General features: G+C 35.2%; 15 protein-coding genes. 2 read left to right on the top strand and 13 right to left on the bottom strand.

Features of this window, described 5'->3' with window-relative positions; genetic code table 11:
- Nucleotide 1: 1 nt before the first annotated feature.
- The 11 genes from HMPREF9145_RS00520 to HMPREF9145_RS00470 all read right to left on the bottom strand — a co-directional run bounded on the left by HMPREF9145_RS00520 (nt 2) and on the right by HMPREF9145_RS00470 (nt 11,712).
- Complete coding sequence (locus HMPREF9145_RS00520) at nt 2-868, bottom strand: hypothetical protein (RefSeq protein WP_021824363.1); 867 nt, start codon at nt 866-868, stop codon at nt 2-4.
- Nucleotides 868-1,239, bottom strand: a complete 372-nt coding sequence (locus tag HMPREF9145_RS00515; RefSeq protein WP_231369732.1) for a DapH/DapD/GlmU-related protein — start codon at nt 1,237-1,239, stop codon at nt 868-870. Before HMPREF9145_RS00515 ends, HMPREF9145_RS00520 begins: the two co-directional genes overlap by 1 nt.
- 220 nt (nt 1,240-1,459) lie before the next feature.
- Entirely contained in the window at nt 1,460-2,146 is a 687-nt protein-coding gene (locus tag HMPREF9145_RS12440; protein ID WP_021824346.1) for an acyltransferase, read from the bottom strand.
- A 3-nt stretch (nt 2,147-2,149) separates the two neighbouring features.
- Nucleotides 2,150-3,127 carry a glycosyltransferase family 2 protein gene (locus HMPREF9145_RS00505; protein ID WP_021824377.1) on the bottom strand — a complete coding sequence of 326 codons (978 nt, stop codon included), beginning with the start codon at nt 3,125-3,127 and terminating at the stop codon, nt 2,150-2,152.
- Nucleotides 3,093-4,061 carry an acyltransferase family protein gene (locus HMPREF9145_RS00500; RefSeq protein ID WP_021824398.1) on the bottom strand — a complete coding sequence of 323 codons (969 nt, stop codon included), beginning with the start codon at nt 4,059-4,061 and terminating at the stop codon, nt 3,093-3,095. The genes HMPREF9145_RS00505 and HMPREF9145_RS00500 overlap by 35 nt, the downstream gene beginning before the upstream one ends.
- A gap of 15 nt (nt 4,062-4,076) precedes the next feature.
- Complete coding sequence (locus tag HMPREF9145_RS00495) at nt 4,077-5,528, bottom strand: lipopolysaccharide biosynthesis protein (RefSeq protein ID WP_021824378.1); 1,452 nt, start codon at nt 5,526-5,528, stop codon at nt 4,077-4,079.
- Nucleotides 5,529-5,564: 36 nt separating this feature from the next.
- Nucleotides 5,565-6,338 carry a LicD family protein gene (locus tag HMPREF9145_RS00490; RefSeq protein WP_231369731.1) on the bottom strand — a complete coding sequence of 258 codons (774 nt, stop codon included), beginning with the start codon at nt 6,336-6,338 and terminating at the stop codon, nt 5,565-5,567.
- Nucleotides 6,339-6,569: 231 nt separating this feature from the next.
- Nucleotides 6,570-7,754: a UDP-galactopyranose mutase gene (gene glf, locus HMPREF9145_RS00485; protein WP_021824356.1), complete on the bottom strand. Its 1,185-nt coding sequence runs from the start codon at nt 7,752-7,754 to the stop codon at nt 6,570-6,572.
- Between the two features lie 623 nt (nt 7,755-8,377).
- The gene (locus tag HMPREF9145_RS00480; protein WP_052026728.1) at nt 8,378-9,415 is read right to left on the bottom strand and encodes a DUF6261 family protein; all 1,038 of its coding nucleotides are present in this window, start codon (nt 9,413-9,415) and stop codon (nt 8,378-8,380) included.
- A 520-nt stretch (nt 9,416-9,935) separates the two neighbouring features.
- Nucleotides 9,936-11,549, bottom strand: a complete 1,614-nt coding sequence (locus HMPREF9145_RS00475) for a hypothetical protein (RefSeq protein WP_155945242.1) — start codon at nt 11,547-11,549, stop codon at nt 9,936-9,938.
- Complete coding sequence (locus tag HMPREF9145_RS00470; RefSeq protein ID WP_021824368.1) at nt 11,533-11,712, bottom strand: hypothetical protein; 180 nt, start codon at nt 11,710-11,712, stop codon at nt 11,533-11,535. The genes HMPREF9145_RS00475 and HMPREF9145_RS00470 overlap by 17 nt, the downstream gene beginning before the upstream one ends.
- Before the next feature lie 539 nt (nt 11,713-12,251).
- Between HMPREF9145_RS00470 and HMPREF9145_RS00465 the strand changes: the two genes are divergently transcribed.
- Nucleotides 12,252-12,683, top strand: coding sequence for an acyl-CoA thioesterase (locus HMPREF9145_RS00465; protein WP_021824360.1), 432 nt, complete (start codon nt 12,252-12,254; stop codon nt 12,681-12,683).
- 33 nt (nt 12,684-12,716) lie between these two features.
- Here HMPREF9145_RS00465 and HMPREF9145_RS13880 read toward each other — a convergent pair whose 3' ends face one another.
- The gene (locus HMPREF9145_RS13880) at nt 12,717-12,857 is read right to left on the bottom strand and encodes a hypothetical protein (RefSeq protein ID WP_021824440.1); all 141 of its coding nucleotides are present in this window, start codon (nt 12,855-12,857) and stop codon (nt 12,717-12,719) included.
- Here HMPREF9145_RS13880 and HMPREF9145_RS00460 point away from each other — a divergent pair.
- Nucleotides 12,790-13,119 (top strand): DUF2752 domain-containing protein, encoded by a 330-nt coding sequence (locus HMPREF9145_RS00460; protein ID WP_231369733.1) that lies wholly within the window; start codon nt 12,790-12,792, stop codon nt 13,117-13,119. The genes HMPREF9145_RS13880 and HMPREF9145_RS00460 overlap by 68 nt on opposite strands.
- Nucleotides 13,120-13,260: 141 nt before the next feature.
- Here HMPREF9145_RS00460 and HMPREF9145_RS00455 read toward each other — a convergent pair whose 3' ends face one another.
- Nucleotides 13,261-13,638, bottom strand: a complete 378-nt coding sequence (locus HMPREF9145_RS00455) for a rhodanese-like domain-containing protein (RefSeq protein ID WP_007134132.1) — start codon at nt 13,636-13,638, stop codon at nt 13,261-13,263.

The raw sequence follows: 13,638 nt of genomic DNA, 5'->3' as shown, positions 1-13,638 counted from the left end.
TTTACGTCCTTCTCAAAGCATCTGATAGTTGAGGATAAACTGTAAATAATCTGGCAATGACTTCATCATTATGCCCCTCACGATTAGAAGACCAAAGGGACTGATTACCCACCATGTAAACTGGTTCAAAATCATTTTGGTTACCCTCTATTACCTTAATTGGAGTGTTAGCCAAAACTGCCATTGCCCAAAACCATAAATCATCAGCATCTATAGATAAATTCATGAAACGCTCCTCATCTACAACATCTTTATACAAACTATGAGGCGGATAAAGAACTCCTCCTACTCCTGTCATCAACACATTGAATCCTTTTACACTTGTATTTAAAAAAGAAATCCCCCACGAATTATAAGGCAGAGGGAACCCCTTATCATCTGAAATTATAATATTTCCTCGATTGCAATGAATTGCATCCTTATCTTTCAGATAAGAGGTAACCAAATTATCCAACCAAGAAGGTGGATAATACACGTCATCATCAGCAGTAACAAGAATATCGTCTGGATATGAAACTAAAGATGGTATTAACTTCTTGAAAGATCGGATATCATGATACCAACGGATAATCAGCCCATATTTCCTTAGATTAAGCAGTCGACGTGGCAAATTATCCTCACGACGTGGGAATTGTTCTTTAGCAAGCCACAAAACAACTAAATCGGGCTTAAATGTTTGTGACAATAAAGTTTCTATTGTATATACAACAATATGTATACGAGTGGGAAATGATGTTAAAGACACAATAACACGACATTCACGCCTTTCTGTGACGTTTACTCCAGACTTAGTCACTCGATGATAGAATCCCGGACGTGCTTTTATAAAGCCATAACAATACCTTAAAATATAAGAGAAAATGTTCATTATCTATATTGTTTTATAGTTGCCTTAGGACTTATAACGGTTGCATCATCAGGGATATCATCCACAACAATAGCACCTGCACCAATCTTAACACGATTACCTATATGTACCTTTCCTATGATTGTTGCACTACATCCTATAAAAACATCATCACCAATCACTGGAGTTCCTCCCTTCCAATCTTCGCCAATCGTAACGCCATGCAAAACAATACAATTCTTCCCAATATGACTATTACTATTTATTACAGTTCCAAAGCCATGAATTAGACAAAACCCTCCTTTTATATTAGGATTAGACGGCATATAAACATCTTTCAATGGTGGTAGAAAGAAAGATAGAATAGACTTCCAACTGTGTCCAACACGCATATAGAAAACATTTCTGAACTCCTTTGAAATAACTAATGCTACAGATAGATTTATACATGAATATGTAGAACACATCAACTCTGGCCATTGACGAAAATTCCGCAAATCTTCTTTTATCAAATCCCTTGAAGGAGAGAAGAAGAATACAATCTCATGCAGTAAGAACAATGGAGCATATAAAAATAATCTGATAAGAATACCTATAGGTAACATAACTAAACTAACATGTTAAAGAACGACTCCAATCCACATTTGACTTTATTTGCCTTGCCGGGCATCCCACATACATAGCGTATTCAGTACTCAAATACTTATTAACAACACTATTTGCCCCTATGATACTATAAGAAGGTATATTACTCCCTTTCAACACTTTGACATCTGAACATATCCACACATGTTTCCCTATTACTATATTACTTGCTGGATTAATTCGTTTATGTGAATCATCGTTTAAAAATATTGCATGTGAATCCCCATTAATAATTGATATACCACTTGAAAACATACAATCTTCACCTATTTTTATCGAATGTCCTTCAGTTGCCATGATCCAAACTCCTTCTGTTGTAAAACCATCTTGGATTTCTATGCATGACTCAGCATCAAGAGTATGAAAAGCACTATTTTTTATCACAGAACCGGCCCCTCCTATTATAATAGAGGAGCTATCCCCCTCAGCTGTCAAAACACAATTTTTTAATTGGGTCTTAGGAAGAATCTCAATATATTTGTTTCTACCATGTCCTCCTATCCGGGTATTGTTAAAAAAAACTCCTTTGCAAATTATATCTTTTCGAAACACAAAAGATAGATAATATCGATTATGTATCAGACTATAGAGAAAAGATGCACTATATAATAATATAGGGTATTTCTTAAGTAATTTTACAACTTGAATCAGCATTTTTTATTTTAATAAACAACAAACCATCTTTTTAAAAAATCTTATATGTTTTTTTTCTGCTTGAGAGACAACATAAAAGTGAAATATAGAAGAAAATATTGCATCAGATTTTAATAATCTTATACGACAAATAAATTCTCGTATTGACTTATTAGTAATTAAGCTATTTAAAATATCAGACATAAGTAACTTCCCTGCTCCTATATAAAAAGCAAAGCAATACAATTGAAATGACCGAGTAGATTGTAGTAAACTATTTATATTCTTAATATAACAAACATGCTTATTAAAATCAAAATATGATTGTGAATGTGACTCACTGTTTTGTATAATCCTATGAAAATACAGAGGAGTCCTTTCCAATACTACTTTTCTTGCATACAATAAAACATTGATATTAAACAGACGGTCCTCTGGAACAATAGACTTTGTATCAACAAATCTCAGTTGATACTTGTCCAATAAAGAACGTTTATATAAATGTGGATGAATATTCACACAAAGAGGGGTATCGGAACGAATTCCTCCACAACTTATTAAATCTATCAACGCAAAATCACGAAGATCATCTTCTCTTAACGCAGGATATTCAAATACTTGCAGTCGATCCTTATAAGCATTAACTGTTAATCCAACAACCATATCTGCATCCTCTCGTTTTGCCTTATTATAAAGAATCTCATACATATTTAACTCACGAGTATCATCGTCATCTGAAAAAGCGATATACTCACCTTGAGCAATATCTAAACCACGATTTCTACTTAAGCCTATGTGTAAATTATGTTTATTATAAATAATCTTTATGCGACTATCCTTCTCTGCAAAACTTTGACAAACTTTATCACTCCCGTCTGTAGGGCAATCTAATATAAGAATGACCTCAATATCTTGAAATGTTTGTTGAAGAATAGATTTCAAACATTCTTCAAGATATATCCCTGCATTATAAACAGGAACTATTACTGAGATTTTTGGCATATCTGACACTATGATGTATGAAAAGGTATCCTCCCCATGTTAGAAAGAAGATAAATATAGGATTTATCGAAAGTTCACTTATAGAATATCCTACCATTTTCCTGCTAAATACTTTTTGCAAAAGAAGTGCAACCATAGGATGGAAAATATAGATATAAAGTGATGCCTGGCTTAAATACATAAAGAAAGCATTTGCACGAATATTTATCTTTAGGAATAACAAGAACAAAAGGATAGAACAAGGATAAACCATTATATAATTAACACCCGATGGATTTTCATTATGAAAGAAAAAACATTCTACGTATAATATGACAATAGTAATCATCAATAATAATATAATAGACAAAACATGTATGCGTTGTACTATTAAATATTTACGAAGTATTCCCCCTGTAAAAAAGAAAGGGAACCCTACTAAAAAGAAATTTTGAGAAAGAAAACCAGGCAGGTCCTGATTAAATAACCAAGTACTATATCTCCCAAACAATAATCCCACAAAAAAGAAAGTTGGTATTAAAGTTATAAACTTGGACAAATTAGATTTATTCAACAATAGTGCAAAGGTTAACGTATAAATATATGCAAACAAGTACCAAAGATGTCCACCAAAAGGAGTTGAATTGAATAAAATGAAATTCATTAATGAAAAATTAATTTTATCGCCATTCAACAAATGGGGCAGAAATGGCAAGGCATATATCACCGTTGACCAAAATGCAATCTTAGATACCTTAGCTAATCCTTTTTTTACTTTTTTATTAATGCCTTCATCATATATAAAATAGCCTGAAATTATAAAGAAAACAGGAACTGCTAATCTGCAGATAGGGTCTACATAATCATACCATTTTCCACTATGAACATGTATGACAACAACAGCAAAAGATAAAAGAAGTCTCAATACATCTATAGAGTAGTTTCTACTAACCATTTCACTATACAAAAACTATTTTAAAAACTTTACAGTTAATTGATTAATGATGCCTGTTATATTTATATCTTTCATAAAATAGTTCAGACTCAAACTTATAAAAAGAATTGTTATAAATTTCAAAATAATCAAGACTATATAGTTTACATCTACACTATATATAGATATAGGGGTCAGTACAAGAACTAAAGATATACAATAGATCAAAGGATGTTTTAATGCAAGCAAAAATTCTACCATAGAAGAAAAGAAAACCCTCTTAAACAAAACATAAAAAGTAAATAAAAAGTTGGAAATGCAGGCTATATCCCAAACATATGAAAACATTTCAAGAGAGCCTTTTAATATTCCGCAAATCAAAAAACCCAATGCGACAAAGGCTGTATTAACGAGTCCTGTGATAAACAATAATCTCGTATTATTCGTTGATTGGAAAATGCTCCCTGCAGTAGACAATACCAATAAGAATGGAATTGATAAAGAAAGGATAGAGAACGAAGGGACTGCCATGAGCCAATTCTCGCCATAAAAAATTCTTATCAGCTCCTTCGCAGCAAAAAAAGAGAAGATCCCGATTGGAATAGAAATTATAGAAAGTAATTTTATTAACTGTAGGTATTTTTCCTTTATAAAGTTAATGTCATCTTGATAATCAGATAAATAAGGCTGTAATACTGGTGTGATAACAAAAGATAGATACCCCATAGGCATAAGCATCAAACTATACGATTTTTGATAAAGTCCCAGAGATTTCATATCCAAAGAGCGGCCTATTATCAATTTATCTAAGTTTGTTGAAAAGAAATCAACTATACCGTATAGAAAAATAAAAGATGAATATGAAAATATTCTTTTTATCGGCTCAAGGTTAAATTTCCAATCAATATGCCTTGGATATTCATAAAGATTCACACATAATATACAAAATGTTGAGATTGTCAAAGGGAAAACTAAAGCATACACCCCACCCCCATAAAAAGCGTAAATAATAGACAAAAGACCTGAAAGTAATTGAACCAAAAGACTACGTTTCGCTATAAATTTAAATCGTTTATCACGATTAAATAAAGCAGAAGGCACAACACTTATCGTCCCTATAAATAAATTAAATGCAAGTATATGACAAATATTAATTAACTCTGAATTTTTATAATAAGAAGCAATTAAAGGTGAAATCACATAAAAAGCAATTGATAAAATAAAAGCAAGAATAATAGAAAAAGTAAATAATGAATCTAAATTTTTATCCGTTAAACTTTTATTCTGTACTACAGCTGAACTTATACCTAAATCAGCAAAGAAACAGAAGAAATTTATAATAATCTGTGCTATAGCTACTATCCCAAATTCTGCAGGCGATATCAATCTCGCAAGTACCATGGAGATAATAATCGAAAAGAACATTCCCGAATACTTGCCTAATGCTGTCCATAAAACACTAGAAATAATCTCCCTTTTTAAACTCATACTATACTTTTTGAAGAAAATAAAAAGTTACTTAATCTATTTATTTAATCTAATTCTCAGAATTCCATCTGTAGTTAATCTTCGTTGGAAATCAACAAAATATCGAGCATGATGACTTGGGCGTTTTCCTATAGGAGGAGTCATATAATCACCGTAAACACGAGTAAGATATGCATCATAATTATTTGGCATACAAACCTCAATATTTTCAAACGCCATCATTTTTCCTTCTCCAAACCATTCTATCGACATTGGAAAACTCTCACAAGAAATAATTGAATAAAGCCAAAAATAATCAGATTTAGGTGCATTCATTAGTCGATTCTGAAATTTATTTATCAAATAACGCGCTGGCAATTGTAATAACTTAAATACTGATATATCTAAAAATGCTGTAAAATTAATGTGAAAATGTTGTTTCCCAGATCTTACAATATGAAATAAACTATAAATAGAATGTTTACGAGCCCCATATCCATATATTAACCACAAATAACGATAAAGTTCATTATACCTAATCAAAGGCTTACAATATTTATCATCATAATAATCTAAAGGGAAGATATCAACATAAATGCCTAAAGAAGGTTCTCCCGGCTTTTCTATCAAAGTAGAATTACGCTGACACCATTTTACGAAATATAAATAATATCCTTTATTTTCAATATCTATAATTTCATAATCTGATTTTTCTAATTCACAACGAAGTTCCAACAACTTGTTATAATCCTTACGAGGCATATAAACATCGACATCATCATCCCATGGGATATAACCTTGATGCCTAATGGCTCCCCAATGCTGTTCCATATGCAGCATAATAGGTTAAACCATGTTGCTGACAAAATTCTATAAAAGCCTTAAATGTTTCTAACAAATAGCACTTGAATTCATTTAAATTATAATCACTTACCATATACGCGTATAACTTTCAACGAGATATTTTGTACATAGAAATTATTTATTGTAAATCTTAAATAACAATTTCTCAACAAAGAGTAAATTTATTATTTCCAATTTAAAATAACTTACTATAAGCATTTATCCTTTATTACTTTCAAACATCCTCATCACATGTTCTACAATAGGAGCCATATCATAATATTTATATTCTGCAAGACGACCACCAAAGACAACTCCTGTCTCCTGTGCTGCTAAAGTTCGGTACTGCTGCGCAAGTCTGTTATTTTTATCATCATTCACAGGATAATATGGCTCCATACCCTCCTGCCATTCTGTAGAATATTCACGTGATATCACCGTTTTGGGATTATCATAAATAGCTTGTCCAAACACTTCAAAATGTTTATGCTCTATAATACGTGTATAGGGAATAACAGCTTCCGTATAATTCACCACAGCATTTCCTTGATAATTCGGCATTTCTAACGTCTCTTGCTCAAAACGAACAGTTCGATAATCCAACTTTCCTAAGCTGTAATTAAAGTATTCATCTATCTTGCCCGTAAAAATTAGTTGCTTACATTGAACGTCAAACGTTGAATTCTTGATGTGATGAACTCCTGAAAGATTATCATAAGCGTGTTCACAAGCGAAAAAATCTACACCCGTCATCGTCTCTACACCATCCAACAAAGCTTCTATCAACTTATTATATCCTCCTACAGGAATACCTTGATAGCTATCATTGAAGTAGTTATTATCGAAAACTAAGCGCACAGGAAGGCGTTTTATAATAAAAGCAGGAAGTTCTGTACATTTCCTTCCCCATTGCTTCTCCGTATAACCTTTGATCAACCTCTCATAAATATCCTTACCAATCAGTGCTAATGCCTGCTCTTCAAGATTTCGAGGCACATCCACACCCTCAGCTTTCATTTTCGTAATGGCTTCCGCACGCTGTTCTTCCAATTTAGATTGCGCTTCAGCAGGTGTATGTACACCCCACATCTGATAGAATGTGTTCATGTTAAACGGCAGATTGTAAAGCTTTCCTTGATAATTAGCAACAGGAGAATTTGTGTAACGATTGAATTCTACTAAAGAATTTACAAAGTCCCAAACACGTTTTGAATTGGTATGGAATATATGTGCCCCATATTTATGCACATGAATTCCTTCCACATCCTCACAATAAAGATTTCCACCCAAATGAGTACGCTTGTCTATCACCAAGCAACGCTTGCCTTGCTTTCGTGCAAAGTGAGCAAAGGTTGAACCAAAAAGGCCAGAACCAACAATAATATAATCGTAAATAGAATTCATTTTAAATGAAGAAATATATAGAACTTCCTCCCCCTTTCGGCAATAAACCAAAGGGGAATCCACGATATCACACAGCTAACCGCATTTGACTTATCTAAAAACTAACAAGCTCGCAGTGGCCACCACATAGTGTTAAAACATCCATGAATACGAATCGTGGTAGAACAAACATGTACTAATTACTTTGCAAAGATAAATCATTTCTGCAAATGTTCCAAATTTATCTACAACTTTGCATCACAAAATAAAGAAGAAAGGCATTTGATTAAGACTATCAAATAATCATTGCACTTATGAAAATACCACAATATGGGTTCGTCTCCTTCATGTACTCTCTTTGCGCCGCTCTTTCATTTGACAAGAGATGAAATTAAAGAAGCGCAACACCGATGGCGTTGTGCCCCACAAACCATACGCTAACCCAGGGTAGCTCGCTATGCTCGCCAACCCTGGGCTATCAAAAGCGGAACCCTTATGGGATCCGTCAATTCTGCAAACATCCTTTGTGCTCTCCCTCCTTTTGAAATGGCTATCAAAAACAGAAGGCAATGGGGTTCGTCAATTCTGTAAAAAGACTCTACCAACGCCTCCCCTCTCCTTGGAGAGGGGTTGGGGGTGAGGCTTTAATGCTTCGGCTTTATTCCAAACTCGGTATTTTCCTTTGGTTCAGCCTTCTTTTCCACATTTTCCACCAAGCTTAGCGAGCCATCTTTGCCCATGACCACCCAAATTGTGGCAGGCTTGCCATCAGCGCCCTTGCGGTCTTTTATGGCAAGTTCATATTGGCGTTTCATGCCTGCGCCCTTGCCTTTACCCGTGTAGGTGAGGGCGCCTTCGTCATAGCCAGCCTTTTCTGCAAAGGCCGGAATGGCCGCTTTGAGCTTTTCTTCGCGTTCTTTCACAGCCGGCGACGGCTTTTTCTGCGCCGAACTCTGTTTATGAGCCGTTTTAAAATGGTCTATTTCCTGATTGATTTGGTCCACCAAACGTTCAATCGGCGCTCGGTCGTCTTCGGTTGCTGCAAGCAGATAGCTGGCCTCTATATAGCGGCAAACCACACCAAAGACGGCATCGGTCATCGCGCGCACCTCTTTCAAGACAGGCAGTTTCTCGTCTACAGCCTTCACTTGACGCTCATTGTAGATGGTTTGGAACTTTTCGTTCACGGCCTTTAGCTCTGCCATGACCGGCGCAAGACTCAAGGCGGTCATCTCGGCTGAGAAACGCTCCAAATCTTTCAACACCCCGCGCACTTCGGCCGTTTCGGCATCAGCAGCCTTACTCTGAATGCCCAAATAAACCGCAAGGGCCTTGTTGAGCTTTCGAGCAGACTCGGCCACAGCCTGCACAGGCGATTTCTGTTGCACACGGATAACACCAAAGAGGTTGGTCAACAGCGTGTCGCGCTGGCGGTCGAGCGCGGCCATTTGCTCGGCATGCAAGGTGGCATTTGCAACCTTGTTGAGTTCGGTTTCCATGTCGATGCAATCGGCCCAACTCTTCAACAACTCGTCGGTGAGGTGCAACTTCAGTTTGTCTACAGCTTTCACGAGTGCATGCACGTTGAACATGAATTGCAGGTGATGCGAATTGCTGTAATGAGTGCTTAGGCTGTTTTTCACCAAGGCCATTTTAGGAACTGTAATTTTAAATTTTTCCATAGTAATAAATTTTTATTGATATTTTATTTTAGCGACTATTGGTCACTTTTTTCTTTAATTCTTTTGTCCGAAAATCGTTTTTTAGTGTTAGAACCATCGTATCTCGCATGAAATTTTAAATTTTAGCATTAGATACATCGTATCTTACATTAAATTTTGATTTTTAGTGTTAGAACCATCGTATCTGGCGTTAAATTTTGATTTTTGATGTTAGATACGCCGTATCTGGCATGAAATTTTGATTTTTGGTGTTAGATACGCCGTATCTTGCATGAAATTTTGAATTTTGGCATTAGAACCATCGTATCTGGCATGAAATTTTGAATTTTGGCATTAGATACATCGTATCTGGCATGAAATTTTAATTTTTGGCGTTGAAATCATGCATTCTCACTCTTAAATTCGTTTTTATCTTATCATAATTTTCAGATAGTTTGCCTTTCCCAAAAGTAAACTTACAAAATAAATTTTTATTAGGGGAAAGGCTTTATGAACCTAAATATTAGGACCGATTACTTTATTATTGTGCATTCCATAAAGGTGTAGCCATCTCCTTCATACCAGTCCTTATATAAATTTGACTTTTAGCAAAACCTAAGTACCAGGCATACTTACTATCCAATGAAGTTTTTGTCCAATATTTACCTGATAATCCTATTTCCAAATCGCTACTCGAAGACGTTACAGCTTCCATTGCACCTTGTAAAGGCAAAAAGAAGTACTTAGAAGTATCATTAGGAGTTCCTTGGGTAACAGAACTATTTACATAGTAATTGTGACTAAAGGTCACATCTGATGGTAAATTTGTGCTACTAAAACCTGGAATCTCTGATTTTTTCTTTACCCACATACCCATACAATATACTACATGTCCATTTTCCCATAGATATTGTTCGTCAAAATGAGGGTCACCATGAGATGCATACCATGTTGCTTCAATCATGTTCGGAAGGTTCTTTCCTGAACGAGTGGCAACCCCCGTTGTAGGATTATAATAACGTCTATCTGTCGGTCTATTATAAACATTAGGAACCTTATCATTGGATAGCGTTGGAAAATACCAATACTCTATCTGGTCTTCATAGCCTTTTAGATAATCTTCTCCTTCTGCAGCGTCCCATGTATAGAATTTAGGCTCATACATTGGTAAGGCTATGCGAGAAGTAATAGGTGTAACAGTATTTTTTTGATATGTATACTGCGGAATTTCTTTTATAAAAACTCTATCTATTGTTCGGTCGCCTAAACTATTGCTATAACCACTGGCATATTTAGCTTTAATACTAAAATTATACTCTATTTTTAATTTTGTAGTTGCAGGGGCAATATGGAACATAAAATAGTTATAATCTCTGTATTTCTGAGAACCATCAATCCATACACCACCAGTAGAAGTACCAGTTAGTCCACCTACAGTAAAGTCAGATACTACGAAATTAGAACTACCTGTGCCTGTTAATCCAGTTGGCGTAATAGTAAATTCTCCGGCAATATTGGTATCTGCTGTTATTTTTATGCGCTTTGGGATATAAAAATATCCAGATGCTTCTGCCTGCGCATAAGGTAACAAATATAAAAATGCACAGAGGTGCTCCAATTCAAAATAATATTTACCATCAGGCTTTCGAATAGCTTTAGCATAACCACAATCATCATCAAAAGTAGTATAAAAATCACCATTTTCACGTGTATGCCAAGCATAGTCTCCATTGCCATTTACAACAATATTTACTTTATTATAAGCTGTTGCATTTTTCCCTGGATAATAGATGTCGTATGAAGGCTCTGTAAAATTCTTACCTCTGAAAATAAAGTCCGCTACATCTGCTGTCTGAATTGGCCACATTGAGGTATCACCCCATGGTTTACTTGCTGTTCCGTCAGCTAAATATACCTTATCACCTGCTGTCCAAAAAAACTTAGAATTAGGTCCTTTACTATAATTATAATCGAAACCTGTTCTACTCTTTGCGCCAGCACTTGCACTACTCTTTCCTCCAACAAACACAGTTCCGTCTGTTTGTTTATCGCCCTTTGTGTCACCTTTTGTGAGGTCATCATTTGTACAACTTACAGTCATGGCAAACAAACCAAGCATTAGTGCTAAGCATTTGATATTAATTATCTTTTTCATCTTCATTTTGTTCAAAAAAGTTGTTATCGTAATCGCTAAATACATTCTTCTTTACATCACCAATCGGTGGATTAACGATTGGTTTCTTATGTCCTCCCGAAATTGTTGAGGGTGTAGTAAGAAGGCTCTCTGTTAAGATGGGCACAATCTTAATTTGAGGCATAGAATACCTCTTTTTCTTGCAATTTGTTTCCATTATCTTTTTGTTAAGTACTATATTTCCTATGTTTAAAGCGTTATAAGTATTGCTGTTGAGAGTTTATATATCTTTAGCCGTATTTTTGTCTTATTGCTGTCCACTTATTCATAAAAGGTGGACAAAAACCTTGCAAACGCCTGCAAAATTAGGCTTTTTAAGCGAAACAAACAAATATTTTATTGTCTTTTTGCAGTGAATGTTTGTATAATCATACAGAAAGAATTACTCATAAATCTACTTGGTTACTTTCTCAAAGCCTTTATATAAAGCCTTCTCAGAAAGTTTGTATCTACCTTAAACTTTTCTTTTTTCTTGTTGTCCACCTTTTATGAATAGGTGGACATTTTTTTTAGAGACACAAACTCTACTCTCTATTTTGTTAAATCATACACGAAATATTTGTGTATGTCGCAAAAAAGTGCGAATATTGCAAACGAAAATAAAATGCTTACAAGCATTTGAATGTTGGAAATAATATCAATAGGAAGAAAAAGCATTTGAAAATGGAAGAGATTGAATATCATCACAGGCTACCAATGCAACTTAGATTTACAGACGCAGACCAGTTTGGACACATCAACAACACGGCATACTTTCAATATTATGACACGGCAAAGATTGACTATGTGCGTCAAGTGTGTGATATCCCAAAAGGTAATTATGCCATTTTTGCTGCTCATGTCGAGGCAGACTTCCTTGCACAGGTACATAGCACTGACCATGTTGAAGTGCAAACAGCTATTACCGAAGTAGGCACAAAGAGCTTTACATTACTTCAAAGACTTGTGGATACCGACACAAAAGAGGTGAAGTGCATAGGCCGCACCATCATGGTGGCATACGATCTCAAACAAAATAAATCTATGCCGATGTTGCCTGAATGGATAGATGCAATCTGCAAATTTGAAGGTCGCGATGTAAGAAGGAAGGGATAAGCCTCAAAAAGAGTATCTGCTTTCAATGATTCATCATCTATTAGATAACACCTCACGTGCGCGAAAGAGAAAGACTACTGCAATCTTACTCTCTATTGTCTTTATAATCGTTATCTTCTCGGTTGCCAATCCTTCAACAAGCAGATTCTGGCCCAAGTGCCTTTTCAAACTCATTACAGGCTTCGATTGCCCGATTTGCGGTTTACAACGTTCATTATATGCCTTTCTTCATGGAGATTTCTCGCATGCAATAGCTTACAATTATTATTTAATTCTAGCCCTCCCCTACACTTTCTCATGTCTTGTTTTCACATTACTTCCACAAGGGAAAACAAAAAAGAGAGTGAAGAATATTATTATAAGCAAACCTGTTTTATGGTTCTACGCTATCACATTCTTTGCGTGGCTCATCATCAGAAACAGCTATCATCTTTGATGATGAAGCAAAAACGTCTCTTCTTTCCATAAAGACAAGCACACACAAAGATACAATAAAATAAAGTCTTTCCTGACGTTTACATTCAGGAAAGGCTTTTTCAATTATTCGTCAATTAGGCACTCATACCCTCTTTATGTTCTATTTTGAAGATGAAAAAGGATAACTCAAGATTCCACCTTTGAGGTTTATCACCTTAAATCCCATGCCGGCAAGAAGTGTTGCAGCGGTCATGCTACGTTTTCCTGACCTACAATAAACATAAACAAGTTTTGAAGGATCAAGCACTTTCTCTGCTTTTTCCTTAAAACCAGGCTGCAACACATCAATATTCACCGCATAAAGGATATGTCTTTCACCATATTCCTCTGCCGTACGAACATCAAGAAGTTGCACACTGTCTTTCGTTATTGCCTTCTGAAAGGCTGCTGCATCAACAGAAGTTATATTCTCTTGTTGTGCACACGCTGATAATACACCGCTCAATAACATACAAAGTATTGCTTTAATCTTATTCAT

It is taken from the genome of Segatella salivae F0493, from assembly GCF_000477535.1.
Taxonomy (GTDB): Bacteria; Bacteroidota; Bacteroidia; order Bacteroidales; family Bacteroidaceae; genus Prevotella; species Prevotella salivae.
Note: the sequence above shows the minus strand (reverse complement) of the source record. Positions and strands in the feature narration are given on the sequence as shown.

Coding starts and splice junctions, on each gene's coding strand:
- HMPREF9145_RS00520 (WP_021824363.1), bottom strand. CDS start 868: ATGAACATTTTCTCTTATATTTTAAGGTATTGTTATGGCTTTATAAAA.
- HMPREF9145_RS00515 (WP_231369732.1), bottom strand. CDS start 1,239: ATGCGTGTTGGACACAGTTGGAAGTCTATTCTATCTTTCTTTCTACCA.
- HMPREF9145_RS12440 (WP_021824346.1), bottom strand. CDS start 2,146: ATGCTGATTCAAGTTGTAAAATTACTTAAGAAATACCCTATATTATTA.
- HMPREF9145_RS00505 (WP_021824377.1), bottom strand. CDS start 3,127: ATGCCAAAAATCTCAGTAATAGTTCCTGTTTATAATGCAGGGATATAT.
- HMPREF9145_RS00500 (WP_021824398.1), bottom strand. CDS start 4,061: ATGGTTAGTAGAAACTACTCTATAGATGTATTGAGACTTCTTTTATCT.
- HMPREF9145_RS00495 (WP_021824378.1), bottom strand. CDS start 5,528: ATGAGTTTAAAAAGGGAGATTATTTCTAGTGTTTTATGGACAGCATTA.
- HMPREF9145_RS00490 (WP_231369731.1), bottom strand. CDS start 6,338: ATGGAACAGCATTGGGGAGCCATTAGGCATCAAGGTTATATCCCATGG.
- glf (WP_021824356.1), bottom strand. CDS start 7,754: ATGAATTCTATTTACGATTATATTATTGTTGGTTCTGGCCTTTTTGGT.
- HMPREF9145_RS00480 (WP_052026728.1), bottom strand. CDS start 9,415: ATGGAAAAATTTAAAATTACAGTTCCTAAAATGGCCTTGGTGAAAAAC.
- HMPREF9145_RS00475 (WP_155945242.1), bottom strand. CDS start 11,549: ATGAAAAAGATAATTAATATCAAATGCTTAGCACTAATGCTTGGTTTG.
- HMPREF9145_RS00470 (WP_021824368.1), bottom strand. CDS start 11,712: ATGCCTCAAATTAAGATTGTGCCCATCTTAACAGAGAGCCTTCTTACT.
- HMPREF9145_RS00465 (WP_021824360.1), top strand. CDS start 12,252: ATGGAAGAGATTGAATATCATCACAGGCTACCAATGCAACTTAGATTT.
- HMPREF9145_RS13880 (WP_021824440.1), bottom strand. CDS start 12,857: ATGAGTTTGAAAAGGCACTTGGGCCAGAATCTGCTTGTTGAAGGATTG.
- HMPREF9145_RS00455 (WP_007134132.1), bottom strand. CDS start 13,638: ATGAATAAGATTAAAGCAATACTTTGTATGTTATTGAGCGGTGTATTA.